This is a genomic window from Haematobacter sp., from assembly GCF_032102465.1.
In the GTDB taxonomy this organism is placed as follows: domain Bacteria; phylum Pseudomonadota; class Alphaproteobacteria; order Rhodobacterales; family Rhodobacteraceae; genus Haematobacter.
Map to the genome: position 1 here is coordinate 1 of NZ_DAMDHB010000050.1, position 19,674 is coordinate 19,674.

The 19,674-nt window shown below is 62.7% G+C and carries 16 protein-coding genes and 1 pseudogene; 5 read left to right on the plus strand and 12 right to left on the minus strand.

What is annotated here, in order from left to right; genetic code table 11:
• Together RT513_RS19020 and RT513_RS19025 are read left to right on the plus strand one after the other, a co-directional pair.
• Positions 1-711 (plus strand): iron chelate uptake ABC transporter family permease subunit (locus tag RT513_RS19020; protein WP_313534290.1); only part of this gene is annotated, 711 nt, incomplete at its 5' end.
• A 2-nt stretch (positions 712-713) separates the two neighbouring features.
• A complete protein-coding gene (locus RT513_RS19025; RefSeq protein ID WP_290691393.1) occupies positions 714-1,478 on the plus strand; it encodes an ABC transporter ATP-binding protein in 765 nt (254 codons plus the stop codon).
• A gap of 98 nt (positions 1,479-1,576) precedes the next feature.
• On the opposite strand, the gene prpB is transcribed toward RT513_RS19025, so the two are convergent.
• From prpB to RT513_RS19045, 4 genes are read right to left on the minus strand one after another with little or no spacing between them, the layout of a single operon-like run.
• A complete protein-coding gene (prpB, locus tag RT513_RS19030) occupies positions 1,577-2,491 on the minus strand; it encodes a methylisocitrate lyase (protein ID WP_290691390.1) in 915 nt (304 codons plus the stop codon).
• Position 2,492: 1 nt separating this feature from the next.
• Entirely contained in the window at positions 2,493-3,662 is a 1,170-nt protein-coding gene (prpC, locus tag RT513_RS19035; protein WP_290691388.1) for a 2-methylcitrate synthase, read from the minus strand.
• Between the two features lie 8 nt (positions 3,663-3,670).
• Positions 3,671-5,179 (minus strand): MmgE/PrpD family protein, encoded by a 1,509-nt coding sequence (locus tag RT513_RS19040; protein ID WP_290691385.1) that lies wholly within the window; start codon positions 5,177-5,179, stop codon positions 3,671-3,673.
• Positions 5,176-5,574 carry an acyl-CoA thioesterase gene (locus RT513_RS19045; RefSeq protein ID WP_290691382.1) on the minus strand — a complete coding sequence of 133 codons (399 nt, stop codon included), beginning with the start codon at positions 5,572-5,574 and terminating at the stop codon, positions 5,176-5,178. Before RT513_RS19045 ends, RT513_RS19040 begins: the two co-directional genes overlap by 4 nt.
• Positions 5,575-5,692: 118 nt before the next feature.
• Here RT513_RS19045 and RT513_RS19050 point away from each other — a divergent pair, with 118 nt between their 5' ends.
• Positions 5,693-7,081, plus strand: a complete 1,389-nt coding sequence (locus tag RT513_RS19050; RefSeq protein ID WP_290691380.1) for a short-chain fatty acyl-CoA regulator family protein — start codon at positions 5,693-5,695, stop codon at positions 7,079-7,081.
• 247 nt (positions 7,082-7,328) lie between these two features.
• Here the strand turns inward: RT513_RS19050 and RT513_RS19055 are convergent, their stop codons facing one another.
• The 3 genes from RT513_RS19055 to RT513_RS19065 all read right to left on the minus strand — a co-directional run bounded on the left by RT513_RS19055 (position 7,329) and on the right by RT513_RS19065 (position 10,508).
• A complete protein-coding gene (locus RT513_RS19055) occupies positions 7,329-8,357 on the minus strand; it encodes a methionine synthase (protein WP_088215649.1) in 1,029 nt (342 codons plus the stop codon).
• A gap of 29 nt (positions 8,358-8,386) precedes the next feature.
• Complete coding sequence (locus RT513_RS19060; RefSeq protein ID WP_313534296.1) at positions 8,387-9,394, minus strand: DUF1852 domain-containing protein; 1,008 nt, start codon at positions 9,392-9,394, stop codon at positions 8,387-8,389.
• Positions 9,395-9,635: 241 nt separating this feature from the next.
• Positions 9,636-10,508, minus strand: coding sequence for a LysR family transcriptional regulator (locus RT513_RS19065; RefSeq protein ID WP_290691373.1), 873 nt, complete (start codon positions 10,506-10,508; stop codon positions 9,636-9,638).
• A 240-nt stretch (positions 10,509-10,748) separates the two neighbouring features.
• On the opposite strand from RT513_RS19065, the pseudogene RT513_RS19070 reads away from it, so the two are divergent.
• Positions 10,749-10,970 (plus strand): annotated as a pseudogene (locus RT513_RS19070) (IS110 family transposase); the annotation flags it as partial.
• 1,024 nt (positions 10,971-11,994) lie between these two features.
• On the opposite strand, the gene RT513_RS19075 reads toward RT513_RS19070, so the two are convergent.
• The 5 genes from RT513_RS19075 to RT513_RS19095 all read right to left on the minus strand — a co-directional run bounded on the left by RT513_RS19075 (position 11,995) and on the right by RT513_RS19095 (position 18,528).
• Complete coding sequence (locus RT513_RS19075; RefSeq protein ID WP_290691370.1) at positions 11,995-13,989, minus strand: putative 2-aminoethylphosphonate ABC transporter permease subunit; 1,995 nt, start codon at positions 13,987-13,989, stop codon at positions 11,995-11,997.
• Between the two features lie 3 nt (positions 13,990-13,992).
• Positions 13,993-15,114 carry a putative 2-aminoethylphosphonate ABC transporter ATP-binding protein gene (locus RT513_RS19080; RefSeq protein WP_290691367.1) on the minus strand — a complete coding sequence of 374 codons (1,122 nt, stop codon included), beginning with the start codon at positions 15,112-15,114 and terminating at the stop codon, positions 13,993-13,995.
• A gap of 44 nt (positions 15,115-15,158) precedes the next feature.
• Positions 15,159-16,172 carry a putative 2-aminoethylphosphonate ABC transporter substrate-binding protein gene (locus tag RT513_RS19085; RefSeq protein WP_290691364.1) on the minus strand — a complete coding sequence of 338 codons (1,014 nt, stop codon included), beginning with the start codon at positions 16,170-16,172 and terminating at the stop codon, positions 15,159-15,161.
• Between the two features lie 351 nt (positions 16,173-16,523).
• Positions 16,524-17,330, minus strand: coding sequence for a phosphonoacetaldehyde hydrolase (gene phnX, locus RT513_RS19090; RefSeq protein WP_290691361.1), 807 nt, complete (start codon positions 17,328-17,330; stop codon positions 16,524-16,526).
• A 16-nt stretch (positions 17,331-17,346) separates the two neighbouring features.
• The gene (locus RT513_RS19095; protein WP_290691358.1) at positions 17,347-18,528 is read right to left on the minus strand and encodes a 2-aminoethylphosphonate--pyruvate transaminase; all 1,182 of its coding nucleotides are present in this window, start codon (positions 18,526-18,528) and stop codon (positions 17,347-17,349) included.
• A 170-nt stretch (positions 18,529-18,698) separates the two neighbouring features.
• On the opposite strand from RT513_RS19095, the gene RT513_RS19100 reads away from it, so the two are divergent.
• A complete protein-coding gene (locus RT513_RS19100) occupies positions 18,699-19,586 on the plus strand; it encodes a LysR substrate-binding domain-containing protein (protein ID WP_290691356.1) in 888 nt (295 codons plus the stop codon).
• Positions 19,587-19,674 lie beyond the last annotated feature (88 nt).

Below are 19,674 nucleotides of genomic sequence, written 5' to 3' on the forward strand. Positions count from 1 at the left end.
CCGGAACTGCTGGGCGTGTCCTCCGGCGCGGCGCTCGGCCTGATCGGGGCGGTGGCACTTGGCGCGACGGGTCGCCCGGCGCTCGTGGCAGCAACCTTCGCCGGCGCCCTCCTCGCCGCCGTCGTGGCAGTGGCGCTCGCGGCGCGGCGGAGCTTCTCGCCGCTGCATCTGGTGCTGGCCGGGGTGGCGGGGGTCACGCTCCTCTCCGCGCTCACGTCGCTCCTGCTCGCTGGCGGAGACCCGCGGGCAGCGCTGCTCATGGGCTGGCTGGCCGGATCCACCTGGCGGGCGACGCCGGAGGATGCGGTGTTTGCGCTTGCCGGGGCCGGAGCGCTTCTGGCGACGGTCCCGGCCTTTTCCCGCTGGCTGGCGATCCTGCCGATGGGGGCGGAGGCGTCCCGGTCGCTGGGGCTGGCACTGCCGGTCGCGCGGGGAACGCTGGTCGGGCTGACAGCCGCGGGGTCCGCTATCGCGACGCTGGTGATGGGGCCGCTCGGTTTTCTGGGCCTGATGGCGCCGCAGATCGCCCGTGCCGCCGGCCTGACGCCCCCGGCCGCCGCGCTGGCAGGGGCGGCGCTGGCAGGTGCAGCAGTCATGGTGGCGGCCGACTGGCTCGGGCGGATCGCGGCCTTTCCATGGCAGGTACCCGCGGGACTGATGGCGGCATTCCTGTCCGGGCTCTGGATTCTCCCGGGTCTGTTGAGGAAATGACGATGTTCGATCTCACCGATATCGCCTTCGTCGCGGGGGGTCGGCCCTTGCTGGAAGGGATTTCCCTGCGGTTGGACCGGGGGCTGCTCTATGGCGTCATCGGCGCGAATGGCGCGGGCAAGAGCACGCTTCTGCGACTGATGGCCGGGCAGGAACGGCCCACGCGAGGCGAGCTGCGGCTCGACGGTCTTCCGCTCGCCGCTCTTCCGGCCCGCCAACTGGCCCGGCGCATCGCCTTCCTGCCGCAGAGCCCGCCGCCCGCCGGGGACATGTGTCTGGCGGAGCTGGTGGGTCTTGGGCGCTATCCCTGGACCGGACCGTTCCGCAGGCTCGGCGATACTGACCGGCGGGCGGTGGAGCATGCGATGGGCGCGGCAGGCCTTGCTGGGATGGGGGAGCAGCTGGTGGCTACCCTTTCGGGCGGGGAACGGCAGCGAGGCTGGATTGCCATGATGCTGGCGCAATCCGCCGGCTGCCTGCTGATGGACGAGCCAACCGCCGCGCTGGATTTGCGTTACCAGGTGGAGGTGCTGACGCTCCTGCGCAGCCTGGCGCGGCGGCCAGAGGCGATGGCGGTCGTAGTGCTTCACGACATCAACCTCGCCGCGCGCTTCTGCGACCGACTGATCGGAATGGCGCAGGGGCGTATCGTCGCGGAAGGGCGGGTGGAGGAGGTGATGCGCCCGGAGATCCTGCAGCGCATCTATGGCCTGCCGCTCCGCGTCATCCCCGATCCCCAGACCGGCAGCCCGATCGCACTGTATTAGCTGTTTGATCACACGGTTTGAGGGCGCGATGCCTTCTTGGGAATGGAAGGAACCGCGCCAGGCAGGGTACCGATGGTAGCGGTCTCAGATCGGTGGTTTCAGGACTTCCACTCCGGCACGACCGACTGAGCGATGGACTGGTCCAGTACTTCGAAGGCATTGAGGCCGATCACATCGTAGAGTTCCGCGCGGGTCTGCATTTCCGGGATCATCGCCGTAGTGGCGCCGTCGCGGGCGAGCGCCGTGTAGAGCCGCTCCTGCGCCTTGTTGGCGACGCGAAGCGAGGAGACCGGCCAGATCACCATGTCGTAGCCCAGATCCTCGAACTCCTGCGCGGTGAGCGCGGGCGTGCGGCCGAATTCGGTCATGTTGGCCAGAAGTTTCACCCCTGGCAGGCGGGCGCGGACCTCGCGGAACATCTCCACCGATGTCAGCGCTTCGGGGAAGATCGCATCCGCGCCCGCTTCCGTGTAGAGTCTGGCCCGCTCCACGGCCCCTTCGATGCCCTCGGACGCCGCCGCATCTGTCCGGGCGATCACGACCAGATCGCGCCGGGCACGAGCGGCGGCGGCAACCTTGGCCGCCATGTCCTGCGCGGAGGCGAGCTTCTTGTCGTTCAGATGTCCGCATTTCTTCGGCAACAGCTGGTCCTCCAGATGTACGGCCCCCGCGCCCGCCTCCTCGAACACACGGACCATATGCATGACGTTCAGCGCCTCGCCATAACCGGTGTCGCCATCCACCAGCAGCGGCAGGCCGGAGGCCCGCGCGATCTGGCGGATGAAGAAGGCGACCTCATCCACCGTGATGATGCCCAGATCAGGCAAACCCATGGAGGCCGTCATCGCGGCACCGGAGAGATAGAGTGCGTCGAACCCCGCGGCCTTTGCCTGCAATGCCGCCTGGCCATTATGCGCGCCGGGCATCCGGAGAATGCCGGGCCGGTCCAGCGCCGCGCGGAACCGCGCCCCGGCCATTGCGCGCGGCAGATCATCTGCAATCAGATAGGGCATCTCAGGCCTCCGAAGGCGGCGCCAGCAGGCCGCGCTTGTCGATGGGGGTGAAGGCGCGGTTGTCCGGCCCGATATAGTTGGCAGAGGGGCGGATGATCTTGTTATCCTGCCGCTGTTCGATCACATGCGCGCCCCAGCCGGAGGTGCGCGAGATTACAAAGATCGGCGTGAACATCGCGGTCGGCACGCCCAGCAGGTGGTAGGACACCGCCGAATACCAGTCGAGGTTCGGGAACATCCGCTTTTCTTCCATCATCACCGTCTCGATCCGTTCGGCGATGTCGAACATCCGCATGGAGCCGGAGGCGGTGGAGAGCTGCTTCGCCACCCGTTTGATGACCACGTTGCGCGGGTCGGCGATGGTATAGACCGGGTGGCCGAAGCCGATGATGACCTCCCGCGCCGCCATGCGGGCACGGATGTCCGCCTCCGCCTCATCCGCGTCGGCATAGCGCTTCTGGATCTCGAAGGCGACCTCGTTCGCGCCGCCGTGCTTCGGCCCGCGCAGCGCGCCGATGGCGCCTGCGATGGCAGAATACACATCCGACCCGGTGCCCGCGATGGTCCGTGCAGTGAAGGTGGAGGCGTTGAACTCATGCTCGGCATAGAGGTTCAGCGTGGTGTGCATCGCCCGCACTTCGGCGGCGGAGGGCGCGATTCCGTGCAGCAGGTGCAGGAAATGGCCGGCAACGGTATCGTCCTCCGTCTCCACCTCGATCCGACGGCCGTTCTGGGCGTAGTGGTGCCAGTAGAGCAGCATGGAGCCCTGCGCCGCAATCAGCCGGTCCACGATGTCGCGCGCGCCGGGAAGGTTGTGGTCATGCGCCTCAGGCAGCACGCAGCCCAATGCGCTGACCCCGGAGCGCAGCACATCCATCGGATGTGCGGCGGCGGGGATCGCCTCCAGCGTGTCGCGCACCGCCTTTGGAAGGCCCCGGAGGGCCTTCTGCTTCGCCTTGTAGGCGCGCAGTTCAGGGGCGGTGGGCAGCGCGCCGTGCACCAGCAGATGCACCACTTCCTCGAATTCACAGGCCTCGGCAATGTCGAGGATGTCGAAGCCGCGATAATGCAGGTCATTGCCCGACTGGCCCACCGAACACAGCGCGGTATTGCCGGCAACCACCCCGGAGAGGGCCACGGATTTCTTCGGTTTCAGCATGGAGCCGCTCATCTGATCCCTCATTTCCAGTCGAATATGCCGTGTGGACGGGCGGGGCCGAGCCTCTCCGCGTCCACGGTGAAGTTGAGCGCCGCGAGATCCCCCGCCTTCAGCGTTGCCAGTGCCGCCGCCGCGTCGAGGAACCGCTGCTGCTCGCCGCCCGCGATGATCCCGTCTGAGAGGGTGAGGAATTTGCGCACGTAATTCTCCCGCCCAAAGGGGCGCGCGCCGTCGGGGTGGGCATCGGCCAGCGCCAGTTCGTCGGTGATGACCCGCCCGTCCTTCAGTGTGACCACCACGCGGCCGCCAAAGGCCTTCTCCTTCGGATCGCGGGCGTGATAGCGGCGCGTCCACTCCGGGTCTTCGGTAGTAGAGACCTTGCGCCAGAGCGCCACGGTCTCCGGGCGGTTGGCCCGATCCGGCGCATAGGATTTCTCGTGGTGCCAGCCGCCATCCTCCAGCGCCACGGCGAAGATATACATGATCGAATGGTCCAGCGTCTCGCGGCTGGCCTTCGGGTCCATTTTCTGCGGGTCGTTCGCGCCGGTACCGATCACATGATGGGTATGGTGGCTGGTGTGGATCACGATGCTGTCGATCTGCGTCAGATCGCTCATCTGCGGACCCATGCGGCGGGCAAGGTCGATCAGCGCCTGGCTTTGGTATTCCGCCGAATGCTCCTTGGTATAGGTGTCGAGGATCGCGCGCTTCGCCTCTCCTCTGCCGGGCAGCGGCACCTGATAACGCGCGTTCGGGCCGGAGAGCAGCCAGGCGATGAAGCCGTCCTCGCCCTCCCACGCCGGGGACGGCGCGCCTTCGCCACGCATCACCCGATCCACCGCCTCGATCGCCATCTTGCCCGCAAAAGCGGGGGCATAGGCCTTCCAGCTCGAAATCTCGCCCTTGCGGCTTTGCCGCGTGGTGGTGGTGACATGCAGCGCCTGCTGCACCGCCTGATAGATCGTCTCCGTGGAAAGGCCCAGCAGTGTGCCGATCCCCGCCGCCGCCGACGGACCGAGATGCGCGATATGGTCGATCTTGTGCTCATGCAGGCAGATGCCGCGCACGAGGTTCACCTGAATCTCATAGCCCGTCGCCAGCCCCCGGATCAGCTCGGCCCCGGAACGCCCTATATGCTGCGCCACCGCCAGAATGGGAGGGATGTTGTCGCCGGGGTGGGAATAGTCGGCGGCCAGGAAGGTGTCGTGGAAATCGAGTTCCCGCACCGCCGTGCCATTCGCCCAGGCCGCCCATTCGGGGCTCACCCGGTCATTGGCCAGACCGAACACCGTGGCGCCCGGCGCCATCGGATGGCAGAGCGCCTGCGCCCGCGCCGAGGCCACCGGACGGCGCGCGAGCGAGGCTGCGGCGACGGCGGCGTTGTCGATGATCCGGTTGATGATCATCTCGGTGACTTCCGGCAACACCTCCACCGGGTCGGCGGCGACTTCGGCGATCTTCCACGCAAGCTGGTCTTCGCGCGGCAGGTGTTCGGCCGATTTGTAGGTCCGCACATCATGGGTGTTCATTGCGTCTGTCCTTCGTTGTACTTGTTTCGGGCAAGGCGCTGCGGGCGGCCCGCTGCATCCACCGCCACCATCTCGAATTGGCCGGAAAGCGCCGCGCGCGGCGCCGGGTCACCGATCCCGTCGGCAAAGCCGCTGACCTCCACCGTCATGGAACTGCGGCCGGTGCGGATCACCCGCGCACTCAGCTCCAGCATATCGCCGACCCGCACCGGGGTGGCGAAGTCGATCCGTTCGGAGCGCGCCATGACCACGGAAGTTCCGGCATGACGGGTGGCGGCGACAAAAGCGGCCTTCGCCATCAGCGCCAGCGCATTGCCCCCGAACAGCGTCCCATAGTGGTTCGCAGCATCGGGAAAGATCATCTCGATCAGCCTGACGTCGGGTTGAGATTGCATGGCGATAACCTTCGCAGGATTGGCACGCAAACCTTCCCACGGCCGCAATGAAGCAGTAAACTGCTGAATATGCGTGGGTTTGCGAATGATAATCCTGCGAATTGCGAAGGTTGCGAAGATGAGCAAGGCCTATATGGGCGTAAGGCTGCGCCGCTTGCGCGAGGAACGCGGGCTGACGCAGGCTGCCCTTGCCCGCGCGCTGGAGATCAGCCCGAGCTACCTCAACCAGATCGAACAGGACGCGAGGCCGATCACCGTTCCGGTGCTGTTGAAGCTCAATGCCGCCTTCGGATTGGACGTGCAGATCTTCTCCGATGCCGATGAGGCGCGGCTGATCACTGATCTGCGCGGGGCGCTGGCCGATCAGGGCACAGCCGTCTCGCTGGCAGAGGTTCGGGAAATCGCCTCGAAAATGCCCGGGGTGGCACGGTCGATCATCGCCATGCAGCAAACGCTGAAGGAGACCTCCGAACGCGCAGACCTTTTCGCCGGGCAGATCACCGCCAGCCCCGGCCACGCCCCCACCGCCTACGAGGCGGTGCGCGACTGGTTCTACGAGCGGCGCAATTACGTGCCCGAGCTGGACCGCGCGGCCGAGGCGATCGGTGACGGGCTTGGGCCGGGGCGCATGAGCGCCGGGCTGATCGACCGGCTGGCGGGGCGACACGGGATCCGCATCGCGCAAGGTATGAACGATACCCTGCGCCGCTACGATCCTGCCGCACGGGTGCTCCATCTCGCCGCCGATCTGACGCCTGGCCAGATCGCCTTTCAGATCGCCACGCAACTGGCCTTTCTGGAACAGGGAGAAACCATCGCCCGCCTCTCCGCCGATCCGAAGCTCACACCGGACGCCGCCGCCCTGCTGCGCATCGGTCTGGCCAACTACTTCGCGGGTGCGCTCATCCTGCCCTATCGCGCATTCCTGGAGGCGGCGGAGGCAGTAAGATATGACATAGAGCTCCTGTCACGCCGCTTCGGCGTCGGGTTCGAGACCACATGCCACCGCCTGTCCACCCTGCAACGCCCCGACGCGCGGGGCGTGCCTTTCTTCTTCATCCGCGTGGACCGGGCCGGAAACATCTCGAAGCGCCAGTCGGCGACCGACTTCCACTTCTCCCGCATCGGGGGATCGTGCCCGCTGTGGAATATCTACGAGGCATTTGCCCGGCCCGGCACCATCCTGCGGCAGGTGGCACAGATGCCGGATGGGCGCAGCTACCTCTGGATCGCACGCATGGTGCAAACCGGACAGGGCGGCTTCGGCGCGCCGGTCAAGACCTTCGCCGTGGCGCTCGGCTGCGATCTTGCCCATGCCGAGCGGCTGGTCTATGCGCGCGGCATGGACCTGAAGAACCCGGAGACCGCCGCGCGGATCGGCCCCGGCTGCAAGCTCTGCGAGCGCCTGGATTGCCCGCAGCGCGCCTTTCCGATGGTGAGCCGGCCCCTGGCCGTCCGCTCCGGCGAGGCACGCTTTGCCCCCTACTCAGGGACGGCCGAGCTATGATCCTGCAGGATCCATGCCGCGTTCCGAGTTGACGGCATACACTAACAGGTTGCCGAAAAAGGCTTTCGGGTCCGTGTTGAAGCGGAAATCGGTCGCAATCTGGTTAAATCCAGCCGAAAACCTACAAAGTTGGGTTATTTCTCGGCTGATTCCCCGATTTTCAGAGCACGGGCATGACGCTTCAGGACTTTTTCAGCAGCCTGCTCAACGGGACCACCGCGACGGCCAGCCCATCATTCGCAGGTTTTTAAGCCGAGACCTCCCGCCGGATGATTTCGGCACCTGCACTGAGCGCCTTGAGCTTGCCCCGTGCAACCTCACGTGAGAGCGGTGCCATGCCGCAGTTCGTGCAGGGGTAAAGCTTTTCAACATCCACGAACCGAAGCGCCCTGCGCAAGGTATCGGCCACCTCCTCCGGGGTTTCGACGGTGGTGCTTGCCACATCAATAGCCCCGACCATTACCTTCTTGCCGCGCAGAAGCTCGATCAGTTCCATCGGAACATGCGAGTTGTGGCATTCCAGCGAAACCAGATCGACATTGGACGCCTGAAGTTTGGGAAACGTCTCTTCATACTGGCGCCATTCCGAGCCCAGCGTTTTCTTCCAATCGGTATTGGCCTTGATGCCGTAGCCATAACAGATATGGACAGCCGTTTCGCACCTGAGCCCTTCAATCGCCCTTTCCAGAGCGGCAATGCCCCAATCGTTCACCTCGTCGAAGAAAACGTTGAACGCAGGTTCGTCGAACTGGATGATGTCGACCCCGGCGGCTTCAAGCTCGCGCGCTTCCTGATTGAGGATCACGGCAAACTCCCAGGCGAGTTTTTCGCGGCTCTTGTAGTGCGCATCATAAAGCGTGTCGATCATCGTCATGGGCCCGGGCAATGCCCATTTGATACGACCTTCGGTCTGCTGCCGCAGGAACCTGGCATCCTCCACGAATACCGGCTTTTCGCGGGACACGGCACCCACAACCGTTGGCACGCTCGCATCGTAGCGATTGCGGATTCTCACGGTTTCGCGTTTCTCGAAATCGACGCCGTCGAGATGTTCGATGAAGGTCGTGACAAAATGCTGGCGGGTCTGTTCTCCATCGCTGACGATATCGATCCCCGCGCGCTCCTGCTCGGCCAGGGTCAAGAGAAGAGCGTCCTGTTTGCCAGCAATCAACTCCTCACCTTCAAGTTTCCAGGGGGACCAGAGCTTTTCCGGCTCTGCCAGCCAGGACGGTTTGGGGAGACTGCCGGCAGTCGATGTGGGGAGCAATTTAGTCATGCGTCGTAACCTTGTGATTTGTCAGTCGTTCAAGCGGCGAATTGCATGGACCACTCATCCAGAATGGCCCCATACGGCTTTATGAAGTGCTCTTCGGCGAATTTTCCTTGCTGGACCGCCAGCCGGCTGCGCTCCTCCCGGTCGTAGACAATCCGGGTCAGCGAATGGTCTGGCTGTTGGAGACTCGGTGAAAAGACCTGCCCCGCCGCTGAATTGGCGTTATAGATCTCCGGCCGGTAAATCCTCTGGAAGGTCTCCATCGTGGCGATGGTGCCGATCAGTTCGAGATTGGTGTAATCGTTGAGCAGGTCACCGAAGAAGTAGAATGCCAGCGGTGCCGCGCTGTTCGGCGGCATGAAGTAGCGCACCTGCATTCCCATCTTCCTGAAATACTGCTCGGTCAGAGAGGCTTCGTTCGTTTGGTATTCAAACCCCAGAATGGGGTGCTGATTTGCCGTCCGCCGGTAGGTCTTGTCGTGCGAGACACTGAGACAGATCACGGGCAGCTTCAGGAAATATGCCTTGTAGGCGTCGGAGGTGACGAAGCTCTTGAACAGCTTGCCGTGCAGATCCCCGAAATCGTCAGGAATGCCGCAGCCGCCGCATCCAGGCAGCCGGACGCTGAAGTCATAATCCCGCACATAGGAAGAGAAGTTGTTCCCGACGATCCCGTCGATCCGCGCAGCCGTCTTGCGGTCGAGGATCGTCGTCTTCAGCATCTCGATTGCCGGGAACGCCCCCCCAGTGCCGTCGATCTCCAGATCGACGGACACAATGTCCAGTTCAATGCCGTAGCGGTCGTTGCGCGGGTTATCCCACTGGGCCAAGGCGTTGAAGCGATTTTCGATCATCCGCAGCGCGTTCTGCAGGTTCTCCTGACGGCTCTCGCCCCTCGCCAGATTGGCGAAATTGGTGGTGAGACGCGTACTGTCGGAGGGTTTGTAATCTTCGTCAAAGGGAAGAGTCTTGATGGAGAAGCTGAAGTCTCTGGTCATGGAATCTGGTCTCCTGCCTTGGCCTGAGGCCGTTTCATGCATGTTCAGGTGGCGTCCGAGATGGTTCTCAAACGAGCGCGATGAGCGGTCTTCATGGGCCGGTGGTTCGGGGCAACACGTGACATATGCCTGACCCAAAACATGAAGAAAAATGATATTACGTCAGAAAAACATGACTACATGTCATGTTATGGCCAGCCCCATGCAGCTAAGCCCGCATGGGTCTTTCTGCGCATTCATGCGAGCGAAAGCGGAAGGTCCCCAGAAAGATACCCGTATCGGGTCAGATCTCGACGCTCTTGGCCAAATCGATGAAGCCGTCGAGATAGGTGGCCGCCTTGCCTGTGCGGTGCCCGAGATGGATGGACTTCGCGATCCCCTCGCCGATCCGCACCCCTTTCACCCCTTTGACCTCGCGCAACAGCCAGTCGGGCGTCGCGCTGACAGCGCGGCCCGAGGCCACCAGCCGTAACATCAGATCAGTCGTCTCCACCGTGCGGTGACGCCGCGGCAGGGCATGGGCAGGCACCAGGAAGTGGGTGTAGATATCCAGCCTCTCGCGAGCGACCGGATAAGTGATCAGGGTCTCGCGCGCCAGATCCTCGGGTGCAACCTGCTGTTTCTGCGCCAAGGGATGGGTCTCGGCCACCGCCAGAACCAGTTCATAGTCGAAGACAGCTTCGTATTCGACGCCCGGACGCTTGATCGGATCAGGAGTGACAAGAATGTCGATCTCATGGCCCAGTAGCGCCGCCAGCCCGCCGAACTGAAAGGCCGTGGTAACATCCAGATCGACATCCGGCCATTCCGCCAGAAACGGATCGACCACCCGCATGAGCCAATCCTGGCAGGGGTGACATTCCATCCCGACCCGGATCGCACCGCGACGTCCGCGAGCATAGTGATCGAGAACGATCGCGCCATGTTCGAGCTGTGGCAGTACCCGCATCGCCAGCCCCAGAAGATAGTCGCCGGCAAGTGTCAGGCGCAACTTGTGCCCCTCGCGCTCCCAGAGTTTGACCCCATAGCGCTCCTCGAAGCGGCGAATGGCATGGCTGACGGCCGATTGAGTCAGGTTCAGCCGATCGGCGGCCTGGGTCAGGCTCCCCGTCCGGTCAATCTCGCGCAGGATTGCCAGAGGCTGGATATCGATCATTGGTATGACTCTCTGTCATATAGATATTGTCTTACGCCACTCTAACGTCATATCCAAATGACTACAGTCTGAACAGAGGGATGGCTCTCGCACCGGGGCCACGAAAGAATCGTATCTGTATGCCGTTGGCCTCGGTGGACTGCCTGATCCGGTTTTCAGTCCTCAGATCCCGAATACGCGAAAATTCGCCTGTGTTGTCAGTCACGAGAATTGCACCGGCGGCGTAGGTTGAACCGTAATCGTAGACTTTGGCTAGCCGGTCAGCCCACCGTGCTGAAGCCCGCTAGCAGCTTCCGCGACAAATTCGAGCGATACATCGCGCCGGTTCCTCACAACCCCGGCCCGCGTCGCAAGGCTTACACCTACATCCCCGCCAGGATGGCCCGCACTATTCCCGCCGTGATCAAATCCGGCAAACCCTATCGCCCCTTCTGCGAGGAGGTGAGGGACCCCTCCCTGTAGAGCCGTGGAGGCGGCTTCCTGACCTCGTGGATAATGTTCTGGCCTTCGACTGGGATTGCTGACCCTGTATTTGCTATGGAAGAGACCACTTCCTGACGGTGGAGCCTCCTGGGCGGACATCGGTCCGCGCATCCAGTCGCTTGGATGCCCGTGGTCTGATGCCTCAAGCGGCAGATCGTTCCCGACATAAGACGTGTTCAGAGAGAAGAGTGTGGACCTGACAAGCCCCGGCCTCCAGCATATGCTGAAGGAATTCCCAGACCGTCTTTCTGTCGGCCTTGTCGACGAATGGGGTCTCGGCGAACTTGCTCATCCGGTGGGTTTGTCCCCCTCAACATCAGGCAAGCCTGAGAGGACATGTCGCGGCACCGGTGCTCTGCAGATCCCCTCAGGTGGGGATGGAGGGCATAAAGGCGGTCGTCAAGTGGCAGCAGAGTGTGATGCCGGATGCCATAACCATCGCTTCTTCCGCCTCGGACAGCCCGTAGAGCGCGGGTCCGTGGACCCCGTCTTCGTATCCTTAACCGTCGCGCTCGCGCCACTTCGCAACCGCCTTGGCGTCGATGCCCAACTCGCGGCTCAGCTGCGCGAGCGAAGCTTCCGATCGGCTCGTATTGCTGCTCTGACGGCGTGAGAGGGCACGGCGCTTCGGTGACGAACGTGTCCCATAGGACATCCTGCATTCCAAAGAAAGGATCGCACCATCAAACCGTGGGATCAAACACCTAACAGGCTGCTGAAAAAGGCTTTTGGCCGGTGTCGGAGCGGAAATCGTTTGCAATCTGTCGGAATTCGGCCGGAAATCTATATACTTCCGGGCGTTTCCGGTCCGATTTTCCGATTTCTGGCACATAGGCGTGACACATCAGGACTTTTTCAGCAGCCTGCTAAGCACCGAGCCGTCCTCCGGCGACTACAGTGGAGGTACAAAACCGCTGGCCCGGAACGACTGGGGTACCAAGCCAACGTATGCGGGAATTGCGTGGGTAAACCGCTCGACAGGGGAGGTGCCGTGGACCTTCGGCTATGCGTTGCGCCACGCCTGCGTGCGGCGGAGCATTCGTCGAGCCACGAACCCGTGCAGCAGCCGCGCCGCGGCATTCGTGTAGAGTATCATCATCCCCATCGCTGCGGCTGCCGCGATATCTCCCGCATCGTCCATGTTCAACACCGCGACAGAGGCCAGCGCCGTATGGGTGGAGTAAAGGAAGACCACCGCCGAAACCGTCGTCATCGCATTGACGAAGAGATAGATGAAAATGTCCATGATCGCGGGCATGCAGATCGGCACGGTGACACGGCCAAAAACTCGAAGCGAGGGTTGACGGAGAGAGGCTGCGACGGGCTCAAACTCCCGATCGATCTGTTTCAGCGCCGTCATGGCCGTCAGATGACCCACCGTGTAGAAGTGAGTGATGGTGGAAATCACAAGAATGGCCATCGTGCCGTAGAGACCGGCCAGCGGGTTTGCCGGGTTGTTGAAGAAGAAGATATAGGCCAGCCCCAGCACCATCCCCGGCACTGCCATCGGCAGCATCGCGAGAAACTGAAATAGCCCTCTTCCCAGTGCAAAGCCCTCCATCCTGTCCGACATGTAGGCCCCGGTGAAGATCACGGCGGTGCCGATCCCGGCGGTCAGCAGAGCCAGCTGGATGGAATTTGCGTAGGCGCTCCAGCCGCCACCGTCCATCTTGCTGAAATCATAGTTCTTGAGGCTCGGGGTGAGGTCATAGGGCCAGAAGGAGGTAATCGCAGCAAGCTGACAGGTCAGCACGATCGCCAGAATGAACCCCGTCACGATCAGGCAGAACAGAAGGCAGGCGCTGTCCCGCCCTTTCTGCGGACGTGGGGAATAGGCGACTGAGCGGGAAGACAGCAGGGCAACCTGGCGGCGCTGCACGATACGGTCAACGGCAAAGGCCAGCGCCGCGGGAAGGAGCAGGACGACCGACACCACTGCTCCCATCTCGAAGTTCTGCTGCCCGATGACCTGCTTGTAGATATCAACGGCGAGGACGTTGAACTGCCCGCCAATGACCTTCGGCAACCCGAAATCCGTGATCACAAGGGTAAAGGTCACGAAGGCCGCAGAGACCAGACCATAACGGGCCCCTGGCAGCGTGACAGTCATGAACGTGCGGAAGGGGGAGGCCCGCAATGCCTCCGCCGCCTCGTAATGGCGTTGGTCTGCAATCGCGAGCGCGGTGGTGAGGATGATCATCGCGTGTGGAAATGCAAAGAACACCGACCCGATGAGAATACCGATGGGACCATAAATGGAATTGCCCATCATCAATACCTTCAGCATCCCCTGGTTGCCGAAGAGGTAGATCAGCGCGATGCCCGGAAGCAGCGACGGGATCAGGAGCGGCGCTATGGCGATCACCTTGAACATCGCCTTCCCGCGCATGCAGCTCCGCGTCAGCCCATAGGCAAAGCCGAAGGCGAGCGCCACCGTCACCATTGTGGCAGCAAGCGCGATCATGACGGAGTTCACAATGGAGGACACCAGCGCCGGATTGGCGAAATAGGCGCGGTAGTTGTCCAGGCCCGTATCGGCGACGGGGCGCAGATTGATCCGACGGAACGTATTGCTGTCGTAGGTCTGCCACTCGCTCGTCCGTTGCAGATCAAGGCCGACCAGCCACGGCGCACCGTCTGTACTGCGGAGCCGGTATTCCACCGGACTGCGGAAGCTGAACTCTGGAAACAGCTTTGTCGCATCGAGGCGGGAATCGGTTCCCGCGCGCAGGTTGGACGGATCGAACGCGCCGACGCGCGCATTTATGGCGTCCGCCGTTTCAATGGGCCCCCAGTTGCCCTGCCCATCGCTCACCTGAAACTCGTAGCGGGTCAGGTCGAACTTCCACGTCGTAAAGGATTTGGAGAGCATCAGCGCAAGCGGCAGCGCAAGGCATACTATGAGATAAAGCGCGAGAATGGCCATGAAGGCCCGTCGGAGCCACGCATCCGCATCGACCTGCTGGCGGAGTTTGGGAGCGGTCCACGTATAGGTCACGTATCAGCCCTCCGCCGGAAAGGTCAGCAAACGGTCGGCGGGCAGTTCGATCATCAACCGCAGCCCGGGGTGGGGAGACAGGCGCCGCATGGCATGTGCGGACAGGCTGGCAACCAACGGGCCTGTGACGGTCAGCAGATGCACCCGCCAATGCGCGCCCAGAAACTCCAGGTCCGTGACCGTCGCCTCCAGACCATTTTCGATCGGTATGACAGGCGACGGATCGGCGTGCGGCACGATATCCTCTGGCCGGATGGAAAGGGTGATCGGCGCATCCTCCCGGAAGCGCGCACCGCGGCAGGTAAGCCTTGCGTCGGCCACCGCCGCCTGACCGCCCTGCCAGCGGGCGTTCAGACGGTTCGTCTCTCCGATGAATTCGGCCACGAAAAGTGACTTTGGATTCCGGTAGATCTCGGTCGGTGTGCCCACCTGCTCGATCACGCCCTGGTTCATCACCACGATCCGATCGGCCATGGCCAGCGCTTCCTCCTGATCGTGAGTGACCATGATCGTCGTCACCCCGAGCCGTCGCTGCAATTCCTTGATCTCATGGCGCAGATGTATCCTGACCTTGGCATCCAGCGCGGAAAGCGGCTCATCCAGCAGCAGCAGCCCCGGATCGATCGCAATGGCGCGGGCAAGGGCGATACGCTGCTGCTGTCCGCCTGACAGCTGCGCCGGGTAATGGCGCGCCTTGTCTGGCAATCCAACCAGAGCCAGCAGCTCTGCGACCCTCAGTGCGATCTCCGTCCTTTTCCGTCCGGTGTTTTTCAGCCCGAAGGCGATATTCTGGCTCACCGTCAGGTTGGGAAACAGCGCGTAGGACTGAAAGACGATGCCGTAATCCCGCTTGGAGGCGGGAAGCACCGAGATGTCCCGGCCATCCTGCATGATGGCGCCGCGGGTCTGGAGATCCAGACCGGCGACCGCGCGGAGCAGGGTTGTCTTGCCGCAGCCGGACGGGCCCAGGAAGCAGATGAACTCCCCCTTGCCCACCGACAGGCTGACGTCGTCCAGAGCCGTGAAGTCACCGAACACCTTCGACAGATGCGTGATCTCCAGATAGGGGAGCAGGGTCGCGGGCGTTGCCTCGCGTTGGAAGGCGTGAGGAGCGGCATGGGTCATGGAGGATCCTCCGGTCATGTGCAGGCTGGGCCGCTGGGTGGCGATCAGTTCCGCGCTTCCGATTTGCCGTCGTAACGGGCGGACCACTCCTTCAGAATGGCTTCGCGATTGTTCGCGGCCCACTCGAAGTCGTTCTTGATGAGCGAGGCTTCCAGCGTATCGGGCAGATACTTCACCGGCTTGGCCAGACCTGGAACGGCCAGCACGGCATAACCTTCGTTGTATTGCGCCATTGCTGCAGGGGTAATGGACCAGTCGATCAACGTCTGAGCCGCTTCCGGCGCATCGGTTCCCGCGACGATGGCACTCGCCTCCAGATCCCAGCCGATCCCTTCGGTCGGAATGATGATATCGATTGGGGCACCGTCGGCCTTTGACTTGGCCGCGCGGAATTCAAAGGAAATTCCGATCGGAACTTCTCCCGCGGCCGCCATTTTGCAGGGCTTGGAGCCGGAATGGGTATAGGCGGCGATATTGTTGTGAAGCGCGTCCATGTAGGCCCAGCCGGCGTCATTCCCCATCATCTGAAGCCAGCTCGACACATCGAGAAAACCCGTGCCGGAGGAAGCGGGGTTCGGCATCACGATATGACCGGTATATTCCGGTCTGGTCAGATCGGCCCAGCTTGTCGGCGCCGTCAATCCGAGCTTGGCACCTTCGACCGTATTGAAGCAGATGGTCGCGGCCCACGCGTCCATGCCCACCCAAGAAGGTGGATTGTCTGCGTCCCGATAGCGTGCATCGACCGTCTGGAGCCCCTTTGCGGCATAGGGTTCAAGCATGCCTTCCGCTTTCAGCACCAGAAGCGAGGTGGCCGCCAATCCCCAGACGACATCCGCCTGAGGGTTGTTCTTCTCCGCCAGCAGCTTGGCGGTGATGACCCCTGTGGAGTCCCGCACCCAGTTGATCCTGATCTCGGGATGATCCGCGTTGAAGGCCGCGGCGTAACGCTCAAGGAACTCGGCTTCCAGCGCAGTATAGACCGTAAGCTCCTCCGCTTTCGCACCAAAGGCGCAGAGGGCGGAGGTGGCAAGGGCGAGGGCAAGCATCTTGGTCATGATCGGTTTCTCCGGTCAGGAAGTGGGAGGCGGATTAGGGAGCTTGCGACTACGATTTTCCGCAGCGCAGCATCCGTTGCCGTCGAAAATGCTGACCGTAATACGATAAGTAAAATGTATAATACTTATGCTTGCATCGATTGTTTCGATGAAAAGAACTTAAATCCCGTTTGGGGGAGAGCATATTAGAGGTCTTCTGTAACAGTGATTTTACATCCTGCCCAAGAACGGCAATTCCACTCCAATTGTTGCCTTGATGATGGGCGACACGGAAAAATTCCCCCCAAATGGAAAAAACGGGGCCGATGGCCCCGTTTCGGAAGTGACTCGCAAGGTGATTCGGGATTCGGCTCAGGGCCTCTCCCCGGCGGCAAGGCGCGCATTGATATTGGCAATGACCGCGGGCAATTCGGCGACTGTCCCGATCGTATAATGTGCTCCTGCGGCATCGAGCTTCGCGATGGCTTCCGCCCGGCGGTCTTTTCGGTCCTGCTCCTCCAGACCCTGCCAGGCGGCGAGCGACAGGCCAACCTCATTGCCGCTGTCCACGATGCCCACAGCCCATGCCCCGGCCGCACGACCGGAGGTCAACCCCGTCGGGCTGTCGTCCACAACCACGCAGCCTTGCATCGTTGGGGCGCCAAGCGCGAGGGCGTTGTCCAGAACCATGTCCGGGTAGGGCCGCCCCCGCCGGACCTCGGACACGGTTGTGCAGTGATCGGGCACATACCCTTGTGCGGCGGCAAGCGGCATCAGCCCCTCCATCACGCTGCGCGGATAGCCGGTGGTGGAGCCGATGCGGATCCCCTGCCCACGCAGTGCTGCGACAGCTTCAAGGGCGCCGGGGATCATCCCGCTGTATTTGGCACAGTTCACCTCGTCGATGCGCAGAAAGGCGGCGTAGAGCCGGTCCACATCCGCCTGATCTGAGGGCTTGCGGTAATAGGCCTGCCAGCGGGCCTGAACCCCGGGCTGATCGAGGATCATCTCGATATGGACCCGTTTGGCAGCGCCCATCGGCGCGCGCGCTTCTGCCTCGGTGATCTCCACTCCGGCTTCGGCAAAGGCTTCGCGAAAGGCCTCAACCGGCGCTATGCACCCGAAGTCGAGCATCGTGCCTGCCCAGTCGAAAATGGCGGTGGTAACGGTCTGGCTCATGTTGATCCCTCGGTGCTCAGGCGGCAAGTTTGGCGCGTTCTTCCAGCGCGGCTGACGGCGGAGCGGCAGAGACCACCCCCATCTCCGCCAGCGCCTCCGCAGCGGCAGCGACCACGCGGCGCATCACATGGGTGTCCATGCGGCCGATACAGCCCACGCGGAAGGAATCCACCACGGTCAGCTTGCCGGGATAGATTATGAAGCCCTTCGCCTTCATCAGCTCATAGAACCGGGCGAAGGCAAAGTTGGGATCCGCCGGGCAGAAGAAGGTCACGATGATCGGCGAGAGCCACCTGTCATCCAGCAACGTTTCAAAGCCGAGCGCGCGCATCCCTGTGACCATCACATCACGGTTGCCCGCATAGCGCGCTCCCCGGGCCGCTACACCGCCCTCCTCCGCATGAAGGCGCAGCGCTTCCAGAAAGGCGGCAACGACATGCGTGGGCGGGGTAAAGCGCCACTGACCGGTCTTCTGCATGTAGGCCCACTGGGCATGAAGATCGAGAGCAAGGGAATGGCTGTTGCCTTTGGCAGCCTCCAGTGCCTGCTTCCGCGCAATGACGAAGCCGAAGCCCGGCACGCCCTCGATGCACTTGTTCGCGGAGGAGACCATTGCCTCGAAGGTCAGCGGCACCGGGACCGCGCCAAAGGCGCTCATGGAGTCGATGAGAAGTTTGCGCCCGGCCGCCTGCACCGCATCGGCAATTTCCGGCAGCGGGTTCAGGATCCCGGAGGAAGTTTCGCAATGGATGGCAACAACATGGGTGATGGCCGGATCGGCGGCCAGCGCCGCCGCGACTTCATCCCCCCTCGGCGGCATGTAGTCGCCCTTGTCGATCAGCGTGCAAGCCCGGTCCAGATAGCGCAGCGTCTCTGCCGCCCGCAGCCCATAGGCACCGTTCGCCAGAACCAGCACCTTGCCATCGCGCGGCACGAAGGTGCCCAGCATCGCCTCCACCGCGAAGCTGCCCGACCCCTGAACCGGCACGCAGGAATAGTCCTCCGCATCCGCCCCGGCAATCGCCAGAAGCTGCGTGTTGAGACGGGCGGTCATGTCGCGGAACTCTATATCCCAGGAGCCCCAGTCACGCAGCATCGCCTCCTTGACAGAAAGCGCAGTGGTGAGGGGCCCGGGGGTCAGCAAGTAAGGCTCACCCTGAGCGGGCACGGGAAAGGGAGCGGGGGTCTGATGAGACATGGCATCCTCAAACGGCGGAATTTGGTTCCCGAAGCATCGCCGCTTTCCCATCATTTGAAAAATCGTTAGTTTAGATCGAATGATAAATTACACTGTTGAAAACTGAAAGCGGCAGCCCCTTCGACATCGGCCCCCTTACCATCGCTCGGAGTATCGGAAGGAGCATTCTCATGCGTTACGTGCAACTGCGGGCGTTTCATCATGTCGCCATCTGCGGCGGCTTTTCCCGCGCGGCAGAGCAGCTGTTTCTCACGCAGCCCGCCATCTCGGATCAGGTGCGCAAGCTGGAGGAGGAATACGACATCCTGCTGTTCAACCGTCACAAGAAGCAGGTCACGGTCACCGCTGCGGGCGAGCGGCTGCTGGAGATCACACGCCGGATGTTCGACTGCGAACAACAGGCGTTCGAGCTGTTGTCGGAAAGCCGCGCCCTTCGCGCCGGTCGCCTTCGTATCGTGGCGGATAGCGCGCATCACCTTCTCCATACCCTTGCCCTCTTTCGTGAGAAGTATCCGGGCGTGCAGGTGACAGTGGACGCAGGCAACACGGAGACGGTGACAGAGCGGCTTCACAGCTATGATGCGGATCTGGGTGTGCTCGGTGAGCTTCCGAACAGCCGGGATTTCGATGTGATGCCGCTCAACGCCACGCCGATCTGCGCCTTCGTGCCGCGCGGACATCGTTTGACCACGCTGGAGCGGGTAACGTTCGCCGACCTCCTCTCCGAACCACTGGTCCTCCGGGAGCGTGGCTCCAAGACCCGGCGGAAGCTGGAGGAAGCCGCGGCCGCGGAGGGGCACAGCGTCATCCCCGCCATAGAGGCCGAAGGGAGGGAGGCAGTGCGCGAGATCGTCGCCTCCGGGGCCGGGGTGGGTTTCGTATCGGCGGCCGAATTCGGGCGCGATGAAAGGCTCGTGCTGCTGCCGATAGACAGCCGAACACCGATGATGATGGATGAAGCCCTGATCTGTCTCCGGGAACGAAGGGGCGGAAAGCTCGTGGCCGCATTCTTCGATCTCGCGGCAAAGACTGCTGTGCGCAGCTACGTTCAGCAATGAAAGCGGCGGTCGTGAGCCCTCAGGACGCAGTACTGTTGGTTTCCCCGCGGAACTGAGCCGGTTTTTCCCCCGGGAAGTGAGCCACCTC

Excerpts from the sequence above, each read along its gene's own strand:
- RT513_RS19025 (WP_290691393.1), top strand. The coding sequence starts at position 714 with ATGTTCGATCTCACCGATATCGCCTTCGTCGCGGGGGGTCGGCCCTTG.
- prpB (WP_290691390.1), bottom strand. The coding sequence starts at position 2,491 with ATGCCCTATCTGATTGCAGATGATCTGCCGCGCGCAATGGCCGGGGCG.
- prpC (WP_290691388.1), bottom strand. The coding sequence starts at position 3,662 with ATGAGCGGCTCCATGCTGAAACCGAAGAAATCCGTGGCCCTCTCCGGG.
- RT513_RS19040 (WP_290691385.1), bottom strand. The coding sequence starts at position 5,179 with ATGAACACCCATGATGTGCGGACCTACAAATCGGCCGAACACCTGCCG.
- RT513_RS19045 (WP_290691382.1), bottom strand. The coding sequence starts at position 5,574 with ATGCAATCTCAACCCGACGTCAGGCTGATCGAGATGATCTTTCCCGAT.
- RT513_RS19050 (WP_290691380.1), top strand. The coding sequence starts at position 5,693 with ATGAGCAAGGCCTATATGGGCGTAAGGCTGCGCCGCTTGCGCGAGGAA.
- RT513_RS19055 (WP_088215649.1), bottom strand. The coding sequence starts at position 8,357 with ATGACTAAATTGCTCCCCACATCGACTGCCGGCAGTCTCCCCAAACCG.
- RT513_RS19060 (WP_313534296.1), bottom strand. The coding sequence starts at position 9,394 with ATGCATGAAACGGCCTCAGGCCAAGGCAGGAGACCAGATTCCATGACC.
- RT513_RS19065 (WP_290691373.1), bottom strand. The coding sequence starts at position 10,508 with ATGATCGATATCCAGCCTCTGGCAATCCTGCGCGAGATTGACCGGACG.
- RT513_RS19080 (WP_290691367.1), bottom strand. The coding sequence starts at position 15,114 with ATGACCCATGCCGCTCCTCACGCCTTCCAACGCGAGGCAACGCCCGCG.
- RT513_RS19085 (WP_290691364.1), bottom strand. The coding sequence starts at position 16,172 with ATGACCAAGATGCTTGCCCTCGCCCTTGCCACCTCCGCCCTCTGCGCC.
- phnX (WP_290691361.1), bottom strand. The coding sequence starts at position 17,330 with ATGAGCCAGACCGTTACCACCGCCATTTTCGACTGGGCAGGCACGATG.
- RT513_RS19095 (WP_290691358.1), bottom strand. The coding sequence starts at position 18,528 with ATGTCTCATCAGACCCCCGCTCCCTTTCCCGTGCCCGCTCAGGGTGAG.
- RT513_RS19100 (WP_290691356.1), top strand. The coding sequence starts at position 18,699 with ATGCGTTACGTGCAACTGCGGGCGTTTCATCATGTCGCCATCTGCGGC.